16 protein-coding genes are annotated in these 18050 nt (G+C 65.3%); 14 read left to right on the top strand and 2 right to left on the bottom strand.

The window, feature by feature from the left end; translation table 11 throughout:
- Together hutC (CTR2_RS00735) and hutH are read left to right on the top strand one after the other, a co-directional pair.
- Window positions 1-768 (top strand): histidine utilization repressor, encoded by a 768-nt coding sequence (gene hutC, locus CTR2_RS00735; protein ID WP_087085485.1) that lies wholly within the window; start codon window positions 1-3, stop codon window positions 766-768.
- 67 nt (window positions 769-835) lie between these two features.
- Window positions 836-2395: a histidine ammonia-lyase gene (gene hutH / locus CTR2_RS00740; protein ID WP_087085484.1), complete on the top strand. Its 1560-nt coding sequence runs from the start codon at window positions 836-838 to the stop codon at window positions 2393-2395.
- 93 nt (window positions 2396-2488) lie between these two features.
- Here hutH and hutC (CTR2_RS00745) read toward each other — a convergent pair whose 3' ends face one another.
- Window positions 2489-3205: a histidine utilization repressor gene (gene hutC / locus CTR2_RS00745; RefSeq protein WP_087085483.1), complete on the bottom strand. Its 717-nt coding sequence runs from the start codon at window positions 3203-3205 to the stop codon at window positions 2489-2491.
- A 145-nt stretch (window positions 3206-3350) separates the two neighbouring features.
- Between hutC (CTR2_RS00745) and CTR2_RS00750 the strand changes: the two genes are divergently transcribed.
- The 9 genes from CTR2_RS00750 (at window position 3351) to hutG (ending at window position 14741) form a co-directional block, all read left to right on the top strand.
- On the top strand, window positions 3351-4823 hold the full coding sequence (locus tag CTR2_RS00750) for a purine-cytosine permease family protein (protein ID WP_087085482.1): 1473 nt from the start codon (window positions 3351-3353) through the stop codon (window positions 4821-4823).
- A gap of 31 nt (window positions 4824-4854) precedes the next feature.
- Complete coding sequence (gene hutU, locus CTR2_RS00755) at window positions 4855-6576, top strand: urocanate hydratase (protein WP_087085481.1); 1722 nt, start codon at window positions 4855-4857, stop codon at window positions 6574-6576.
- A gap of 138 nt (window positions 6577-6714) precedes the next feature.
- Window positions 6715-7281, top strand: coding sequence for a HutD/Ves family protein (locus tag CTR2_RS00760; RefSeq protein WP_087085480.1), 567 nt, complete (start codon window positions 6715-6717; stop codon window positions 7279-7281).
- A gap of 139 nt (window positions 7282-7420) precedes the next feature.
- Window positions 7421-8683: an imidazolonepropionase gene (gene hutI, locus CTR2_RS00765; RefSeq protein ID WP_087085479.1), complete on the top strand. Its 1263-nt coding sequence runs from the start codon at window positions 7421-7423 to the stop codon at window positions 8681-8683.
- Window positions 8684-8708: 25 nt separating this feature from the next.
- On the top strand, window positions 8709-10097 hold the full coding sequence (locus CTR2_RS00770; protein WP_087085478.1) for an FAD-binding oxidoreductase: 1389 nt from the start codon (window positions 8709-8711) through the stop codon (window positions 10095-10097).
- Entirely contained in the window at window positions 10094-11236 is a 1143-nt protein-coding gene (locus tag CTR2_RS00775) for a histidinol-phosphate transaminase (RefSeq protein WP_087085477.1), read from the top strand. Before CTR2_RS00770 ends, CTR2_RS00775 begins: the two co-directional genes overlap by 4 nt.
- A 3-nt stretch (window positions 11237-11239) precedes the next feature.
- Complete coding sequence (locus CTR2_RS00780) at window positions 11240-12469, top strand: MFS transporter (RefSeq protein WP_087085476.1); 1230 nt, start codon at window positions 11240-11242, stop codon at window positions 12467-12469.
- Window positions 12466-13893: a formimidoylglutamate deiminase gene (locus CTR2_RS00785; RefSeq protein ID WP_087085475.1), complete on the top strand. Its 1428-nt coding sequence runs from the start codon at window positions 12466-12468 to the stop codon at window positions 13891-13893. The genes CTR2_RS00780 and CTR2_RS00785 overlap by 4 nt, the downstream gene beginning before the upstream one ends.
- A gap of 41 nt (window positions 13894-13934) precedes the next feature.
- Window positions 13935-14741: an N-formylglutamate deformylase gene (hutG, locus tag CTR2_RS00790; RefSeq protein ID WP_087085474.1), complete on the top strand. Its 807-nt coding sequence runs from the start codon at window positions 13935-13937 to the stop codon at window positions 14739-14741.
- 22 nt (window positions 14742-14763) lie between these two features.
- Here the strand turns inward: hutG and soxR are convergent, their stop codons facing one another.
- Window positions 14764-15240, bottom strand: coding sequence for a redox-sensitive transcriptional activator SoxR (soxR, locus tag CTR2_RS00795; RefSeq protein WP_087085473.1), 477 nt, complete (start codon window positions 15238-15240; stop codon window positions 14764-14766).
- 181 nt (window positions 15241-15421) lie between these two features.
- Between soxR and CTR2_RS00800 the strand changes: the two genes are divergently transcribed.
- From CTR2_RS00800 to CTR2_RS00810, 3 genes are all read left to right on the top strand, one after another.
- Window positions 15422-15847 (top strand): hypothetical protein, encoded by a 426-nt coding sequence (locus CTR2_RS00800; protein ID WP_254913478.1) that lies wholly within the window; start codon window positions 15422-15424, stop codon window positions 15845-15847.
- A 20-nt stretch (window positions 15848-15867) separates the two neighbouring features.
- The gene (locus CTR2_RS00805) at window positions 15868-16725 is read left to right on the top strand and encodes an AraC family transcriptional regulator (RefSeq protein ID WP_087085472.1); all 858 of its coding nucleotides are present in this window, start codon (window positions 15868-15870) and stop codon (window positions 16723-16725) included.
- 131 nt (window positions 16726-16856) lie between these two features.
- Window positions 16857-18047, top strand: a complete 1191-nt coding sequence (locus tag CTR2_RS00810; protein WP_087085471.1) for an efflux RND transporter periplasmic adaptor subunit — start codon at window positions 16857-16859, stop codon at window positions 18045-18047.
- Window positions 18048-18050 lie beyond the last annotated feature (3 nt).

An 18050-nucleotide genomic window follows, 5' to 3' on the forward strand; every position in this document is an offset into this window, starting at 1 on the left:
ATGAATGTCCGAGACCCTGCGCCGCGCAAGACAGCTCCTGCAGCCCAGATGCCGCTCGCGCTGTACCAGCAGGTCAAGGACCATGTGCTGCGCAAGATCAGCGACGGTTCGCTGGCCGCAGGTGCGCGCGTACCTTCAGAGCAGGAGCTGGTCAACGAGTTCGGCGTGGCGCGCATGACGGTGAACCGTGCCCTGCGCGAGCTGGCCGAGCAGGGCGTGATCGTGCGTGTGGCGGGTGTCGGCTCCTTCGTGGCCGAGGAAAAGCCGCAATCGACCCTGCTGCGCATCGCCAATATCGGTGAAGAGATCACCCAGCGCGGGCATGACCATCGCTTCGAGCTGCTCGATATGCGCCGCGAGTCCGCCTCGCCCGAAGTCGCTGCGGCGCTGGACCTGGCGGTCGGCGCCTCGGTCTTTCATCTGCACGGCGTGCACTTCGAAAACGAACTGCCGGTCCAGATCGAAGACCGCTATGTGAACCCCCGCCTGGTCCCCGACTTCATGGACCAGGATTTCTCTGCCGTGCAACCCTCGGTCTATCTGGTGCGCAATGTGCAGTACGACCAGATCGAACATGTGGTCGATGCGATCTTGCCGACGGCCGAGCAGGCCCGGCTGCTGCAGATGGCTACCGACCAGCCTTGCCTGATGCTCACGCGCCGTACCTGGCTGCGCGGCGTCCCGATCACCTGGGTGCATTGCGTGCATCCAGGCATGCGCTACCGACTCGGTAGCCGTTTCCGAACCGATTCAGTGCACGGCGGCTGATACCGGCCTGGCCCTTGAATCCCTCAGTACGTTTTTGTTTCTCTTGACTGTATAGACAGGTATAGCCATGAACACTACCACCACCCAAGAGCTCTCGAACTCCGAACTGGAACTGCATCCCGGCGAGCTCACGCTGGCTCAGCTGCGCCGCATTCAGGACGGCGGCGTGCAGCTCAGCATGGCGCAGGCCGCCTATGGCGCCATGCGCAAGGCCGAGGCGCATGTGCAGCACATCGTCGATGAAGACCAGGTGGTCTATGGCATCAACACCGGTTTCGGCAAACTGGCTTCGACCAAGATCGCGCATGAGCGTCTGGCCGAGCTGCAGCGCAATCTGGTGCTTTCGCACAGCGTCGGCACGGGCGAGCCGTTGCCGGACCATGTGGTGCGTCTGGTTCTGGCCACCAAGGCCGTGAGTCTGGCCCGCGGGCATTCGGGAGCCCGCACGGCGCTGGTGGACGCGTTGCTGGCGCTGGCCAACGCCGATGTCCTGCCCGTGATTCCCTCCAAAGGTTCGGTGGGCGCTTCGGGCGATCTGGCGCCGCTGTCGCACCTGGCCTGCGTGCTGATCGGCGAGGGGCAGGCCAAGGTGGGCGGCAAGCTCGTCTCCGGCCGTGAAGCCATGAAACATATCGGCCTGGAGCCCTTTGTGCTGGGCCCCAAGGAAGGGCTGGCACTGCTCAATGGAACCCAGGTCTCCACCTCGCTGGCGCTGGCGGGTCTGTTCCAGGCCGAAAGCGTGCTGGCCGCAGGCCTGGTCGCCGGTTGCCTGACGCTGGAAGCCATACAGGGCTCCATCAAGCCCTTCGATGCGCGCATTCACGAGGCCAGAGGCCAGCAGGGCCAGATTGCCGTGGCCGCCGCCGTGCGTGCCCTGCTGGACGGCAGCGCCATCGATCCCTCGCACCCCAATTGCGGACGCGTGCAGGATCCCTATTCCATCCGCTGCGTGCCGCAGGTCATGGGTGCCTGCCTGGACAACCTCAGCCATGCTGCGCGCGTGCTGGTCATAGAAGCCAATGCAGCCTCGGACAATCCGCTGGTGTTCGACAACGGCGACGTGATTTCGGGCGGCAACTTCCATGCCGAACCCGTGGCTTTCGCCGCCGACATCCTGGCGCTGGCGATCGCTGAAATCGGCGCCATCTCGGAGCGTCGAATGGCCTTGCTGCTGGATACCGGGCTGTCGCGTCTGCCGGCCTTTCTGATCGAGGACAGCGGCGTCAACTCGGGCTTCATGATTGCCCAGGTCACGGCGGCCGCCCTGGCGGCCGAAAACCAGTGCCTGGCGCACCCGAGCAGCGTGACCAGCCTGCCGACATCGGCCAACCAGGAAGACCATGTCTCCATGGCCACCTATGGCGCGCGTCGCCTGGCCGACATGGCCAGGAACACGGCAGTGATCGTGGGCGTGGAGGCCATGGCCGCAGTCCAGGGGATGGACTTCGACCGCCGACTCAAGAGCTCGCCGCTGATCGAGGAGCAGTACATGCTGATCCGCAGTCAGGTGCCCTATCTGGACAAGGACCGCTACCTGGCGCCCGATATCGAAATCATGCGTCTGTGGGCGCTGGAAACCGCCTGGCCCGAGGTGTTGCAGAGCATTCTGCCGAGCGGCGCGGCCTGAGCCAGCGCCATGTCGTCACGCCGCAAGCATCGGGCAGTAGCGGTTCTCGCTGCGGCGGGGCGGCATTCCGGCAGCGCTTGCCGGGGCGGCAGGTCAGAAGCTGCCCGCGAACTGGTAGCGCGAAGCCGGGTGCCAGAGGGCCGAAACCGAGGCCACCTGGCCCTGGGAGCGGGTTCTGCGGCGCAGCACCAGGCAGGGCTCGGAGGCTTCCATGCGCAGCAGATCCGCGACCTCGGCCGTGGGCATGCTCGCTTCGATGGAGAAACTCACGCCCTGCAGCGGAGCCACGCGCACCAGATAGGCATTGGGCGTCTGGCTTGCAAAGTCCTGGCTCAGATAGTCGGGAGCCACGGCCGGGTTCACATAGCGGTCTTCGACCTGGATGGGGACATCGTTTTCGAAGTGCACGACCACGGAGTGAAACAGATGGGTGGCGGTGCCCAGCTCGAACTGGCGCAGCAGGGCGGTGTCGACCTTGCAGCGCTCGAGCCGCTGCAGCTCCCCCCGATGGCGGTGGCCGCGAGCCGCAATTTCGTCGGCAATATTGCGCAGCTCGACCAGGGTGGCCTGGTACTTCTGCTGGGCCACGAACGTGCCCGAGCCCTGGACACGCGTCAGTGTCTTTTCGTCGCTGAGCTCGCGCAAGGCACGGTTGACGGTCATGCGCGCCACATTGAACTGCTTGACCAGCGCGGCCTCGCTGGGAATGGCCTGGCCTTCCTGCCATACGCCACTGTGGATCTGCTGCAGCACATGGTCTTTGATGCGCTGGAACGCAGGTACGGCGGCGGTGGTATCGGTTCGCGACATAGGGTTTGTTTGGATTAGAAAAGCTGTCTAGATGATTGACGTTGTCAGGAGTAAATCACAAAATTCGTCTAGACAACTTATCGAGAATTAATGAAAGTTGTTCGGACATATAAGAGACATCCAGAGGGATTGACGGAGCAATTTCATGAGTATTGATACAGCAACGCTGGGTTCCTCTGGCGCCATCGAGAGCAGAACCATCGACATGGTTCCGGAGAGCGAGCGCCACGGCACGCCCTCCAGCCAGTTCACCCTCTGGTTCGGTGCCAACATGCAGATCACGGCGGTGGTGGACGGCGCCCTGGCCGTGGTGTTCGGTGCCGAAGCCATGACCGCCATCCTCGGTCTTTTGATCGGCAACATTCTCGGCGGCATCGTCATGGCGCTGCATTCGGCCCAGGGGCCGCGCCTGGGGCTGCCCCAGATGATCTCCAGCCGCGTGCAGTTCGGCGTCAAGGGCGCAGCCCTGCCGCTGGTACTGGTGATCCTGATGTATGTGGGCTTCGCCGCCACGGGCACCGTGCTCTCGGGCCAGGCCATCAATCTGATGTTCGGCTTTCACAGCCCTGCGGCCGGCATCATCATCTTCGGCGCGCTCACGGCCCTGGTCGCGGTGGTGGGCTACAGGCTCATCCATGTGGTGGGGCGCATTTCCACCGTGGTCGGCATTCTGGGCTTTGGCTATCTGGCCTGGCAGCTGTGCCACCAGTTCGATGTGGCCTCGGCGTTCGGCCAGAAGCCTTTCACCTGGGCCAGCTTTCTGACCGCCATGGCCCTGTCGGCAGGCTGGCAGATGACGTTTGCCCCCTATGTGGCTGATTATTCGCGCTATCTGCCCACCAGGACCTCGACCGCAGCCACCTTCTGGACCACGTTCGGCGGCAGCGTCATCAGCTCGCAGCTGGCCATGAGCTTCGGCGTGCTGGTGGCCGCCCTGGGCGCCAACTTCATCAAGAACCAGGTCGGCTTCATGGGCCAGCTGGCCGGCCCGCTGGCGGTGGTGATCTACCTGGTCATCGTCACCGGCAAGCTCACCGTGAACTGCCTCAATGCCTATGGCGGCTTCATGACCGTGCTGACAACGGTCAGCGCCTTCAACCGGAAAACGCAGTTCACCGCGACATCGCGTCTGCTCTACATCCTGGGCTTTGTGCTGGTGACGGTGCTGGTGGCCCTGCTGGCCAGCTCCAATTTCCTGGCCACTTTCAAGAATTTCGTGCTGTTGCTGCTCACCGTCTTCGTTCCCTGGAGCGCCGTCAATCTGGTGGACTACTACCTGGTCTCCAAGGAAAAAGTGGACATCCCGGCGCTCTACGACAGCCAGGGCCGCTATGGCGCCTACAACTGGACGGCCCTGTGCTGCTATGTGATGGGCGTTGTGGTGCAGATTCCCTTCATCAACCAGGCCATGTATGTGGGCCCGCTGGCCAAGGCCATGAACGGCGCCGACATCTCGTGGATCGTGAGCCTGATCGTCACCTCGCTCGTCTACTACCCGCTGGCCAGGAGAAGCATGAATGTGCCCGGCCAGATGATTTACCCCAGCCCGGCTCCTGCCGCGACCACAGGCGCAGACAGGAACTTTTCTGGTGCCACTTACGCCGTGCAAGCCGGCTGAATCCTCCCACCTATTTTTGAAGGATACGACCATGAACGCCAACGACGCCATCATCAGCGCGGCCAAGCAAGACCCTCGCTACGACGCCAGCCGAGAAATCCGCGCTCCCCGCGGCAGCGAGCTGCACTGCAAGAACTGGCTCGCCGAAGCGGCCTATCGCATGATCCAGAACAACCTGGACCCGGATGTGGCCGAGAACCCCAAGGCGCTCGTCGTCTACGGCGGCATCGGTCGCGCGGCCCGCAACTGGGAGTGCTATGACGAAATCCTGGCGCAGCTCAAGAAGCTCGAGGCCGACGAATCGCTGCTGATCCAGTCGGGCAAGCCCGTGGGCGTGTTCAAGACCCACCCCGATGCGCCGCGCGTGCTGCTGGCCAATTCCAACCTGGTGCCCAAGTGGGCCAACTGGGAGAAGTTCAACGAGCTCGATCAGAAGGGCCTGTTCATGTACGGCCAGATGACGGCCGGCAGCTGGATCTACATCGGTGCCCAGGGCATCGTGCAGGGCACTTTCGAGACCTTTGTCGAGGCCGGTCGCCAGCACTACAACAACGACCTGACCGGCAAGTGGATTCTCACCGCCGGCCTGGGCGGCATGGGTGGCGCGCAGCCGCTGGCCGGCGTGCTGGCCGGCGCCTGCGTGCTGGCCATCGAATGCAAGCAGTCCAGCATCGACTTCCGCCTGCGCACCCGCTATGTGGACAAGCAGGCCAAGGACATCGACGATGCGCTGGCCCTGATCAAGCACCACACCGAAAAGGGCGAGGCCGTCTCCATCGCCCTGCTGGGCAATGCGGCCGAAGTCCTGCCAGAGCTGGTCAAGCGCGCCAAGGCCGGCGGCATCCGTCCCGATATCGTGACCGACCAGACCTCCGCCCACGACCTGATCAACGGCTACCTGCCGGTGGGCTGGACCGTGGAGCAATGGAACGCCGCTGCGGCCGACCCCGGCCAGCACCCCACGCTCAAGAAGGCCGCCGCCAAGGGCTGCGCCCAGCATGTGCAGGCCATGCTGGACTTCCAGGCCATGGGCATTCCCACGGTGGACTATGGCAACAACATCCGCCAGGTGGCCCTGGACGAAGGCGTGAAGAACGCCTTCGACTTCCCCGGCTTTGTGCCCGCCTACATCCGCCCGCTGTTCTGCGAAGGCAAGGGCCCGTTCCGCTGGGTGGCGCTGTCCGGCGACCCCGAGGACATCTACAAGACCGACGCCAAGATCAAGGAGCTGTTCCCCGAGAACAAGCACACCCACCGCTGGCTGGACATGGCCAAGGAGCGCATCGCCTTCCAGGGCCTGCCGTCGCGCATCTGCTGGCTGGGTCTGGGCGAGCGCCACAAGGCGGCTCTGGCCTTCAATGAAATGGTCAAGAACGGCGAACTCAAGGCACCCATCGTGATCGGCCGCGACCACCTGGACTGCGGCTCGGTGGCCAGCCCCAACCGCGAGACCGAAGCCATGAAGGACGGCACCGACGCCGTCTCCGACTGGCCGTTGCTCAACGCCCTGCTCAACACTGCGGGCGGCGCGACCTGGGTCAGCCTGCACCACGGCGGCGGCGTGGGCATGGGTTACTCGCAACATGCCGGCGTTGTGATCGTGGCCGACGGTACGGACGAGGCTGCGGCCCGCCTGAACCGCGTGCTCTGGAACGATCCCGCCACCGGCGTGATGCGCCATGCCGATGCCGGCTACGAGATTGCCGTGGAAGCGTCCAAGCGCCATGGTCTCAACTTGCCGATGATTAAGTAACGTCGTCCCCCCTGAGCGGCTGCGCCGCTTCCCCCCCAGGGGGACGACGCCCTTTGCTGCGGGACGGCCCTTGCTGGGCGTCCCGCACCTGGGGCGTGCTTGTTTTTTGAGCTTCTGCCTCACTCACAACAGTCTTCGATGCAACGCTTTGACCTGAACCAGATTGCGCCCAGCCCGTGGAAGAACGGGGGCGGCAGCACGCGCGAGATTGCCTGCTGGCCGCAGGGCGCGGGCATGGACAGCTTTGGCTGGCGCGTGAGCGTGGCCACGATTGCCCAGGCCGGCCCGTTTTCGGCATTTCCGGGCGTAGACCGCCAGATCATGCTGCTCGATGGCGACGGGGTGCGGCTGCATAGCGCCCAGGGCCAGGTCGAACACGCGTTGACCGAACGCTGGCAGCCGTTCGCCTTTTCGGGCGATATGGCGCTGGATTGCGATCTGCAGGGCGGGCCGTCCAGCGACTTCAATGTCATGACCCGGCGCGGACAATGGTCCGCACGGCTGGAGCTGCTCGCCGGCCAGGTCGAGGCAGGGCTGAGCGCCGCAGGACTTTGCATGGTGCTGCAGGGCCGCTGGAGAGCTGCCGACGGCCGGCTGCTGGAGACCGGACAGGGCCTGTGGTGGAGCAGCGCCCGGCCCGAGCCGCTGGTGGCGCAGAGCGAGGATGCCAGGCTGATCCTGGTCAGCCTGACAGCGCACGCCTGAAACAGGAGCGGCTTGCACCTTTGTACCGGACATTTCAATGAGAATTGATCTGTAAAGTTAAAAGGGGCAAGCGCTGGTAGCTATGAAATCAGGAGTTTCATGGCCTGGATTGTCGTCATCGAACACGAGGAGCATCGCCATGGCGCAAGCTAATCCCCATCCCGCAGTCTCCGCCGATGGCTGCTGGCACAACCTGCGTCTGGCGCCGGAGCTGTATGTCTCCGAGGTGGCAGATATTCCCGAGGGCACGCTGGCCTGCATCGTGGTGCAGCAAGGCCGAATGGTCTGGGTGGGCCCGCAGGACGCCATGCCTGCCCAATACCAGGCGCTGCCCAGGCACGATGGAGCAGGGCGCCTGGCCACGCCGGGCCTGATCGACTGCCACACCCATCTGGTCTATGGCGGCGAGCGCGCCAACGAGTTCGCCATGCGCCTGGCCGGGGCGAGCTACGAGGAAGTGGCCCGGGCCGGCGGCGGCATCGTCTCCAGCGTCAGGGCCACGCGCGAAGCGTCGGAGGACGAACTGGTGGCGCTGGCGCTGCCGCGTCTTGAACAGCTGCTGGCCGAAGGCGTGACGGCCATAGAGATCAAGTCGGGCTACGGACTGGCCCTGGAGCACGAGCGCAAGCAGCTGCGTGCCGCACGGCGTCTGGGCGAGCTGTGTGCCGTGACCGTGCGCACCACCTTTTTAGGGGCTCATGCGCTGCCGCCCGAGTATGCGGGCCGCAGCCAGGAATACACCGATCTGGTCTGCCAGGTCATGCTGCCGGCGCTGGCCGCCGAAGGCCTGATCGATGCCGTCGATGTGTTCTGTGAACGCATCGCCTTCTCGCTGGCCGAGACCGAGCAGGTCTTCGAGGCGGCCAAGGCATTGGGCCTGCCCGTCAAGCTGCATGCCGAGCAGCTGTCGAATATGGAGGGAGCAGCCCTCGCGGCCCGCTATGGCGCGCTGTCCTGCGACCACATCGAGCACCTGTCCGAACACGGCATCACCGAGATGAAGAAGGCCGGTACCGTGGCCGTGCTGCTGCCCGGGGCCTTCTATACGCTGCGCGACACCAAAGTGCCGCCCATCGAAGGTTTAAGAGCTGCCAAGGTCCCGATGGCCGTTTCTACCGATCACAATCCGGGTACCTCCCCGTGCTTGAGCTTGCTGCTCATGGCCAATATGGCTTGCACGCTGTTCCGTCTGACGGTTCCCGAGGCTCTGGCCGGCATCACCCGGCACGCCGCGCAGGCTCTGGGCCTGCAGGACGAGCAAGGCCTGATTGCCGTGGGCCGTCCCGCCAATTTCGTGCTCTGGCCCGTGCAGCGGGCTGCAGAGCTGGCCTACTGGTTCGGCAGCAAGCCTGACTGTACGGTGGTGCGCCAGGGCCGGATTGCGCAGCAAGCCAAAGCCTGAAAGCGGGGTGCGCGAAAGGTTGCTGATGTCTCACGAACAATTTCTCAATGAACTGATTTCCACCCTGGGCGCCGATGTGGCGCTGCGCGGCACGGACACGCCGCAGCGTAGCCGCACCGACTGGAGCGGCACGCCGCCCCGGCAGCCGCTGGCGCTGGTGCGCCCACGCACCACGGAGGAAGTCAGCACCGTCATGCGTCTGTGCAGCGCCCACAGGATTGCGGTGGTTCCGCAGGGTGGGCTGACCGGGCTGGCCGGTGCAGCGGTCCCTACGGAGGGCGCCGTCGCGCTGTCGCTGGACCGCATGAACCGCATCGAGGACATCGATGCCCAGACCGGACTGATGCAGGTGCAGGCCGGCGTCACCCTGCAAGCCGTGCAGGAGGCTGCCGTCGATGTCGGCATGGTGTTCGGCGTGGATCTCGGCGCTCGTGGCAGCTGCCAGATCGGCGGCAATGTCTCCACCAACGCGGGCGGCAACGGCGTGCTGCAGCACGGCATGATGCGCGAGCAGGTGCTGGGCCTAGAGGTGGTGCTGGCCGACGGCACGGTGCTGCCCATGCTGCGTCCCATGATCAAGAACAACACGGGTTACGACCTCAAGCAGTTCTTCATCGGTGCCGAAGGCACGCTGGGCATCATCACGCGCGTGCTGCTGCGCCTGCGTCCTGCGCCGCAGGCCACGGCTACGACGCTGGTGGCCATGCCCGATTTCGACTCGGCGCTGGCCGTGCTCAAGCGCATGCAATCGCACTTCGGCAACAGCGTCGCGGCCTATGAGCTGATGTGGGACAGCTTTGTGCAGGCCTCCATGGCCTGGCTCAAGCTCGCTGCGCCTTTTGAACAGCGCTACCCCTTGCTGGCCCTGATCAATGTGGACGGCAAGGACGAGGCGCAGTTGCAAGGCGATGTGCAGCAGGTGCTCGAGCAAGCCATGGAAGCCGGTGAGGTGCTCGATGCCATCGTGGCCCAGTCGGTCGCCCAGGTGCAGCAGCTGTGGAAGCTGCGCGAGGCACCGGCCGAGCTCAACAACAATATGCATCCCGCGATCAATTTCGACGTAAGCCTGCCCCAGGCCGACATCGGCCGCTTTGCCGAAGCCTGCATGCAGGCCTTTGCCGCTCGCTGGCCCGCGCACCAGGCTCTGTACTTCGGCCATGTGGGCGACGGCAATCTCCATGTCTCGGTGGATGGCAAGACCGTCAACGGCGAATGCGAGCAGGTGGAGGAGCTTCTCTACCGCATCGTGGGCGAGATGCAGGGCAGCGTCTCCGCGGAGCACGGCATCGGCCTGCACAAGAAGCCTTATCTGAGCAACAGCCGCACCCCCGCGGAGCTGGCGGCGATGCGGGCCATCAAGCTGGCCCTCGATCCACTGGGCCTGATGAATCCCGGAAAGGTGTTCGATCTATGACGAATTCTCTGGTGGCCTCGCTGGCCCGTGCCCAGGTTCGCCCGCTGCCCGCATACAACGCCGGCCTGTCCAATGAAGCGGTGCGGGCACGCTATGGCGTGACCGATATTGCGCGACTGGCCAGCAATGAAAATCCCTTCGGTGCCAGTGCCTCGGTGCGCCGCGCGATTGCCGAGGTGGCCGACGATGTGGGTAACTATCCCGATGCCAACTGCACGGCCTTGCGCGAAGCCATTGCCGGGCGCACGGGGCTGCCCGCCGGGCGTCTGGTGTTCGGCGACGGTTCGGAAGACCTGATCAAGATTCTCTGCGAGGTATTTCTCGCTCCCGGCGATCTGGTGGTGACCCAGCGTCCCGTGTTCGGCCTGCACGAAATCTATCCGAAGATGATGGGCGCGGAGGTCGAGCTCCTCGAACTGAACGAGGCGCTGGGCTTCGATCTGGGCGCCTGGTGCGCTGCCGTGGCCAAGGCCCCCAAGATCGCCTTCCTGCCCAACCCGTCCAACCCCGTGGGCTGCATGATAGATGCGGCGCAGTTTGCGCAGGTGCTGGAGGCCACGCCCGCCAACACCGTGCTGGTGGTGGATGAGGCCTATTACGAATACGCGCTGCACGACGATGACTACCCCGATGTGCTGGCCATGCTGGAGGCGCGGGTCGGACCCTGGATCGTGCTGCGCACCTTCTCCAAGGCCTGGGGCCTGGCCGGTCTGCGCGTGGGCTACGGCATGGCCGACAGCGCCGAGCTGGTGGGCCTGATGGACAAGGTGCGCTCGCCCTTCAATGTGAACATGGCGGCCCAGCGCGCGGCGCTGGCCGCCTGGAACGATCCCGCGCACATGCGCAGCGGTGTGGCGACCACGGTGGCGCTGCGCGAAGATCTGCGCCGACAGCTGCTGGCGCTGGCAGGGCCGGGCCGGCCGCTGCAAGGCCTGCGCATTGCGCCCTCGGTAGCCAACTTCCTGTTTCTCGACCTCGGACGTCCCAATGGCCCGGTGACCGAAGCGCTACTCAGGCAGGGCGTGATCGTCAAGCCCTGGAAGGAGCCCGGCTTCGAGCATTTCCTGCGCGTGTCCATAGGCACCGAAGGCGACAACGCGCGTTTTGTGCAGGCCTTGCTGGCCGCGCTCGAGGTCTGAGCCATGAAGCTGTTCCGGGGCTGGACGATTGTGGCGGCGGCCCATGGCCTGCTCGCCCTGGCTTTTGGTGCAGCTTATTCCTTTGGCGCTTTTTTCAAGAGCATCCAGACGCAGTTCGATGCGGGTCGTTTCTCGGTGGGCTCGCTGTTTGCCGTGACGGCTTTGCTGTATTACTGCGTTGGGGCCATTGCCGGTCCCCTGGCCGACCGCATAGGCCTGCGTCGCGTGACCGGTGCGGGGGTCCTGCTGCTGGCCACAGGCTTTGCGCTGGCCAGTCAGACTCGCTCGCTGGCGCAGCTGTTCGTGGTTTTCGGCCTGTTCGTGGGCGGTGGTGTGGGCCTGATCTACGTACCGGCCCTGGTCGCCGTGCAGCGCTGGTTCATACGGCTGCGCAGCCGTGCCTCCGGCCTGGCCTCGGCCGGCACCGGAGTCGGCACCTTCGTCGCGCCGCTGTTTGCGGGCTGGCTGCTGGAGCAGCAGAGCTGGCAGGTCGCCATGCAGTGGTTTGCGCTGGCCATCCTGCTGCTGGGACTGCCGGCAGCGCTGTCCATGGTCGGGCAGCCCTCGCAGCTGGGCCTGAGCTGCGACGGCGATCCTCACCCTGCCCAGGCCGCAGCCCAGGCACAGGGCATGGAGCTGTCCCAGGCCGTGCGCAGCGGCAGCTTCGGCTGGTTTTTCCTGGCCATTTTCCTGGCCTCGGTGAGCCTGTTTGCGGCCCTGGTGCATATCGCTCCCATGGCCCAGGGCCTGGATATCGATGCCGTTTCAAGCCAGTGGCTGATTGCGCTGATAGGCGCTGGCAATGTGCTGGGCCGTCCGCTGCTGGGCGGTCTCGGCGACAGACTGGGAGCTCTGCGTCTGCTCATGGGGCTGAGCATTTTCCTGGCCCTGTTGCACCTGCTGTGGTGGCAGGCCCAGGGCTGGGCTGTGCTGGCCGCTTTTTCCCTGCTGTTCGGCGCGGCGCACGGCGGCTGCATTGCCCTGTTTCCTGTCCTGGCAGCCCAGTGGTTCGGCACCTTGCGGCTGGGGGCCATTTTGGGCATTCTTTACATCAGCGTGGGGCTGGCGGCAGTCGTTGGCGCCAGCGCGTCCGGCTGGGTGTTCGACCAGACTGGCGGCTACACCCAAGCCATCCAGGTCAGCGCCGCGCTGGCCTTGCTGGCCGTGGCTGCGCTGGCGCTTGCGGCCCGTGGCCAGCGTTTGGTTTCATCTCCTTCAGGCATTTCGAAATGATCATGCACTCTTCCTCCTCCAGCGGCACACTATTTGCCGAAGACGCCTTACTGCCCACGGGATGGGCGCGCAATGTCCTGCTGAGCTGGGATGAGAGCGGGCGTCTGGCCGAGGTGCTCACCGATGTGGATCCGCAGAGCGGCGAGGCCGGCGAGGTCGATACTGCCATCCGCGCCGCTGGCCCGGTGATCCCAGGCATGCCCAATCTGCACTCGCATGCCTTCCAGCGTGCGTTCGGCGGGCTGACCGAGTTCCGTGGTCAGGCGCAGGACAGCTTCTGGAGCTGGCGCAAGCTGATGTACGGCTTTGCCAATCGCATGACGCCCGAGGCGCTGGAGGCGATTGCGACCTGGCTGTACCTGGAAATGCTGGAGGCGGGCTACACCTCGGTGTGCGAGTTTCACTATGTGCACCATGATGTGGGTGGCAAGCCCTATGCCAACGATGCCAGCCTGTCCCTGGCGCTGCTGCGTGCGGCGCAGAAGACGGGCATCGGCATGACCTTGCTGCCCGTGCTCTATCAGACCAGCGGCTTCGGGGGGCTGCCGCCTCGCGAGGATCAGGCCCGCTTCATTCGCAGCACGGACAACATGCTCTCCCTGCTGCAGCAACTGGAGCCCGTGACCAGGGCGCAGCAGGCAGCTCTGGGCCTGGCTCCGCACTCGCTGCGCGCCGTGCCTCCGGACAGCCTGAAAGCCGCGCTCGCAGGCCTGCACGCCATGCTGCCCAAGGCGCCGGTGCACATCCATATCGCCGAACAGACCCAGGAGGTGGACGACTGCCTGGCCTGGAGTGGTCAGCGCCCCGTGCAATGGCTGCTCGAGCATGCGCCCGTCGATGCGCGCTGGTGCCTGGTTCATGCCACGCATATGACGCCCGAGGAATATGCGGGCGCGGCTCGCAGCGCTGCCGTGGCCGGCATCTGTCCCACCACCGAAGCCAATCTCGGCGACGGCATTTTCGACATGCCGCTGTGGCTCAGGCATGGCGGTCGCTGGGGTGTTGGCTCGGACAGCCATGCTTCGGTGAATGCCGCCGAAGAGCTGTTGATGCTCGAATACAGCCAGCGTCTGAACCTGCGCCAGCGCAATGTGCTCGGCGGCGGTGCCCAGCCCCAGGTGGCGACTTCCATGACCTTGCAGGCGGTGGCCGGCGGTGCCCAGGCTTCGGGCCGTGCCATTGCCGGTCTGGCTGTGGGCCAGCAGGCCGACTTCGTGGTGCTCGATGCCCGGCATGTGGCCCTCAACGGCCTGCCTGCCGGCAGCGGCCATGCAGCCCATGTGTTTGCAAGCCATCGCACTTCGGCCATTGCCGATGTCTGGGTTCGCGGCCAGCAGCGTGTGCAGACAGGCCGCCATGCGCTGCACGAGGTCGCGCAACAGGGTTTTGTCCTGGCCCGCAAGGCATTGCTGCAAGGCGCCTGAGGGCGGCTGCATTCAGATTTTTGACAGAAGAGAGACGCTCCATGAGCCAAGCCATCGCCCCCTTTGTCTTTCACCAGGGTACGGCACCGCTGCTGATTTCCATGCCGCATACCGGCACCCATGTACCGGCCGATATTGCGGCCAGGCTCACGCCCGAAGGGCGCGAAGTCCACGACACCGACTGGCATATGCCGCAGCTCTACGACTTCGCCAAGGCACTGGGCGCATCCATTCTGGTCGCCACGCATTCGCGCTATGTCATCGATCTGAACCGTCCGCCCGATGGTGCCAGCCTCTATCCGGGCCAGAGCGTGACCGGGCTGTGCCCGGTTGACGGCTTCGACAGCAAGCCCCTGTATGCGAGCAAGGCGTTCGAGCCCGACGAGGCGGAAGTCGCGCGCCGCCGCGAACTCTACTGGCAGCCCTATCACGCGCAGTTGCGTGCCGAGCTCGATCGCATCAAGAGCCAGCATGGCGTGGCCATGCTGTGGGATGCGCACAGCATCCGCTCGGTGCTGCCGCGCTTTTTCGAGGGCAAGCTACCCGACCTGAACCTGGGCACCGCCGACGGCAAGAGCTGCGCGCCGGCGCTGGCCCAGCAGCTGCTGGATATTGCACAGCAGGCACCGGGCCACACCAGTGTGCTCAACGGCAGGTTCAAGGGCGGCTTCATCACGCGCAACTATGGTCAGCCGGAGCTGGGCTTCCATGCCGTGCAGCTGGAGATGACACAGTCCAGCTATATGCAGGAGCAGATGCCGTTCGACTACCTGCCCGAAGTGGCGGCCCGCATCCAGCCCACCATGCAGCGCCTGCTGCAGGCCGTGCTGGCTTTCGCCCGCAGCTGAGTCAGGCCTCGCCGCCGCTGCGCTAGTGGCCTTCGGCCCCCGCCGGTAGCGCATCGCCCATCCAGCGACGCGGTCCCGGGCCGCAGCGCTGGCACTGGTCCTCGGGGTTGTACATGCTGCACACCTTGAGCGACAGGCAGCCGCAGCCTATGCACTGGTTGAGGCTGTCGCGCAGGCGCTGCAGCTCGTCGATGCGCTCGTCCAGCCGCTGCTGCCAGATGCGCGACATCTTCTGCCAGTCGCCGCCCGTGGGTACATGCCGCGTCGGCAGCTGCGCCAGCTGTGCGGCGATCTCCTCCAGCGTGAAACCCACGCGCTGCGCAAACACGATGTAGGCGATGCGCCGCAGGCCCGAGCGGTGGTAGCGTCGCCTTCCGCCGCTGCTGCGCACCGATTCGATCAGACCCAGCGACTCGTAGAAGCGCAGTGCCGATGCGTTGACACCGCTGCGCTGCGCAAAGTCGCTGATGCTCATCAGCGGATCATCCTCAATTTTCATGGTGTCTTTCCTTGGTGCTTGACTTCAAGTTAACTTGAACTTGAAGAATGTGAGCCATTGTGATCGATAGCGTGGGAGCTGGGCAAGCCCGCTGAGGCAGTCCACGAAGGCCAGTTGGCCGGACTGCGAAATTCTTTGGCTGAAAGCTGCAATGACGCCGCTGCTGCTCACTCATAAAGTAATGAGTCTCATTTTTATTGATGAATATGCACAGGAGGTTCCCATGTACATCGACAGCAGCAGCTATCCCTTGGTCCGCATGGGCTACGAGCGTGACAAGGCCCAGCCTATGGACCGCTTGCTGGCGGATTTTTCGGCGCTGCTCGACCGCGGCCAGGTCTTTGTCTTCTACAGCGACGGCGACATGTCCCAGGAGGAGCGCTCGCCCGAGGAGCGCAAGCAGGTGGTGCTCTGGATGAAAGGCCGCCGCAGCGAGCTCAAAAGCCTGGTTCGTGCCCTGGTTCATGCCGAGCCCGATGAGCAAAAGCGAGAGCAGGCCCAGGCCTTGGCGCAGATGTTCGGCAAGGCCTGGGGTTATCCGATGCTGCTGGTGGCCTCCACACAAGAGGCGCGCGAGCGAGCGCTGGAGCTTCTTGAGAGCGATTGAAATGGAATGAGGGAAAAGCGATGAATGCCGTGGATGAAGCCTTGCTGCAGGAGCGGCCTGGAATGTGGGACCCCGATCAGGTGGACCGTCCGGTGATCGTGCTGCCCATGCAGTCGGGCCCGGGGGACTGGGGCATGGATTTCCATGCCCATCGCAAGAGCCAGCTCATGGTCACGAATGTGGGGTTGATCACGCTGGAGACCGACGCTGGCGTCTGCGTGGTGCCACCGCGCAGCGCTGCCTGGATCGAAGGCGGAACGCCGCATCGCGTCAGCTGCAGCGGCGCGGCCAGCGGCTACATCGTATTCGTGGCAGCGGGGGCGGCGCATCCCATGACCGGCCCCTGTCATGCACTGGCGGTATCGCCATTTCTGAGTGCGCTACTGGAGCGCGTACAGGCCTTGCCGCAGCGCTACCGTCTTGATGACGGCGACGGCCGGTTGATGCAGGTGCTGATCGACGAAATACAGGCGGCACAGCCCGAGGGGCTGCACCTGCCGATGCCGCGCGACCGGCGTCTGCGCCGCATGGCCAGCGCCCTGTGCGCCGAGCCGCAGCTGCAGGCTAGGCTGGCCGATTGGGCGCAGCGCATAGGCATGAGCGAGCGCAGCATGACCCGACTGTTTCTAGCTGAGACAGGTCTTACCGTCAACCAGTGGCGCCGTCAGCTTCATGTGCTTACCGCGCTGCAGCAGCTCTCGGAAGGGCAGCGCATACAGACAGTGGCAGATGCCCTCGGCTACGAAAGTGCGCCAGCCTTCGTGACCATGTTCCGCAAGGCGGTGGGTAGCTCGCCGCGGCGCTTTCTGGCGCAGCGCAGAGCACCGCTGCAGCCTGCGTGGCCCGGGCCGTCGCCTGTGTCCGGGTCCGCGGTCTGAAGGCCGGCAGGCCCCGCTTCCAACCTGTTTCCCACGACGTCTCTTGCGCGCCATGCGCCGCGCAGGGACGGGTGTGCCCGCAAAGCGCCGCAGCACGCCGTGCACGGCCGTTTCCTGAAGGAGAGAGTCTCATGTTTGTCTTCCAACCACCGCAGCTGCGGCTTACCATGTTTGCCAGCGTCGTTGCGGCGCTGGCCCTGCTTTCCGGCTGCGGCCGCCCCGGCGCGGGCGACGCCCATGCCAGCAACGGCCCGCCGCCAGCGCCTGAGGTGCAGGTGGCCGAGGTCGCCTTGCAGGGCATACGCCCCTGGGACGAGTTCAACGGCCGCATCGAGGCCGTGGAATCGGTGCAGCTGCGCTCGCGCGTGTCGGGCTATATCGAGCGCATCGCCTTCGTCGAGGGTCAGGAGGTGAAGAAAGGCCAGCTGCTGTTCGTGATTGACCAGCGGCCCTATCGCGCGGCCCTGGCCAGCGCCCAGGCCCAGCTTGAACGCGCGCGTGCCGCAGCCGGGCTGGCGCAGACGCAGGACCAGCGTGCGCGCCAGCTGGTGGCCGAGAATGCGGTCTCGCGCGAGGAGGCCGACACGCGGGCCGCAACGCTGGCCCAGGCCGCGGCCCAGGTGCGCGCGGCCGAGGCCGAGCTGGCCACCGCCCGGCTGCAGCTCGACTTCACCGAGGTGCGTGCGCCCATCACGGGCCGTGCCAGCCGGGCTCTGCTCACCGTGGGCAATATGGCCCAGGCCGACCAGAGCGTGCTGACCACCCTGGTCTCGCAGGACCCGGTGTATGCGTATTTCGATGCCGACGAACACAGCTTCCTGCGCTACCAGAAGGCCGGCCTGACCGGCCAGGGGCGCGCCGTGCGCGTGGCCCTGGTCGGCGACAGCGGTTTTCCCCATGCGGGCACGCTGGATTTCAGCGACAACCAGCTCCAGCCGGGCACGGGCACCATGCGTTTGCGCGCGCGCCTGGCCAACCCCGACCGGATGCTGACGCCAGGCCTGTTCGCACGCGTGCAGATGCAAAGCGGCCCGGACCGACAGGGAGCCGAGTCCCAGGCGCTGCTGATCGACGACAAGGCCGTGCTCACCGACCAGGACCGCAAGTACGTCTATGTGGTGGGTGAAGGCAATCTGGCCGAGCGTCGCGACCTCACGCTGGGTCGCATGGTCGATGGCCGGCGCCTGGTGGAAAAAGGTCTGACCGCAGGTGACCGGCTGGTGGTGGGCGGCGTGCAGCGCATTTACTACCCCGGCATGCCCGTCAATCCCAGGCCGGTAGCGGCAGCGGCCGCACAGCCCGCGCCCGCCGCTGCGCAGTAAGGA

The organism is Comamonas thiooxydans (assembly GCF_002157685.2).
Taxonomy (GTDB): domain Bacteria; phylum Pseudomonadota; class Gammaproteobacteria; order Burkholderiales; family Burkholderiaceae_C; genus Comamonas; species Comamonas testosteroni_H.

Excerpts from the sequence above, each read along its gene's own strand:
- hutC (WP_087085485.1), top strand. The coding sequence starts at position 1 with ATGAATGTCCGAGACCCTGCGCCGCGCAAGACAGCTCCTGCAGCCCAG.
- soxR (WP_087085473.1), bottom strand. The coding sequence starts at position 15,240 with ATGAAAATTGAGGATGATCCGCTGATGAGCATCAGCGACTTTGCGCAG.
- hutH (WP_087085484.1), top strand. The coding sequence starts at position 836 with ATGAACACTACCACCACCCAAGAGCTCTCGAACTCCGAACTGGAACTG.
- hutI (WP_087085479.1), top strand. The coding sequence starts at position 7,421 with ATGGCGCAAGCTAATCCCCATCCCGCAGTCTCCGCCGATGGCTGCTGG.
- hutC (WP_087085483.1), bottom strand. The coding sequence starts at position 3,205 with ATGTCGCGAACCGATACCACCGCCGCCGTACCTGCGTTCCAGCGCATC.
- CTR2_RS00760 (WP_087085480.1), top strand. The coding sequence starts at position 6,715 with ATGCAACGCTTTGACCTGAACCAGATTGCGCCCAGCCCGTGGAAGAAC.
- CTR2_RS00805 (WP_087085472.1), top strand. The coding sequence starts at position 15,868 with ATGAATGCCGTGGATGAAGCCTTGCTGCAGGAGCGGCCTGGAATGTGG.
- CTR2_RS00800 (WP_254913478.1), top strand. The coding sequence starts at position 15,422 with ATGAGTCTCATTTTTATTGATGAATATGCACAGGAGGTTCCCATGTAC.
- hutG (WP_087085474.1), top strand. The coding sequence starts at position 13,935 with ATGAGCCAAGCCATCGCCCCCTTTGTCTTTCACCAGGGTACGGCACCG.
- CTR2_RS00770 (WP_087085478.1), top strand. The coding sequence starts at position 8,709 with ATGTCTCACGAACAATTTCTCAATGAACTGATTTCCACCCTGGGCGCC.
- CTR2_RS00780 (WP_087085476.1), top strand. The coding sequence starts at position 11,240 with ATGAAGCTGTTCCGGGGCTGGACGATTGTGGCGGCGGCCCATGGCCTG.
- CTR2_RS00750 (WP_087085482.1), top strand. The coding sequence starts at position 3,351 with ATGAGTATTGATACAGCAACGCTGGGTTCCTCTGGCGCCATCGAGAGC.
- CTR2_RS00810 (WP_087085471.1), top strand. The coding sequence starts at position 16,857 with ATGTTTGTCTTCCAACCACCGCAGCTGCGGCTTACCATGTTTGCCAGC.
- CTR2_RS00785 (WP_087085475.1), top strand. The coding sequence starts at position 12,466 with ATGATCATGCACTCTTCCTCCTCCAGCGGCACACTATTTGCCGAAGAC.
- CTR2_RS00775 (WP_087085477.1), top strand. The coding sequence starts at position 10,094 with ATGACGAATTCTCTGGTGGCCTCGCTGGCCCGTGCCCAGGTTCGCCCG.
- hutU (WP_087085481.1), top strand. The coding sequence starts at position 4,855 with ATGAACGCCAACGACGCCATCATCAGCGCGGCCAAGCAAGACCCTCGC.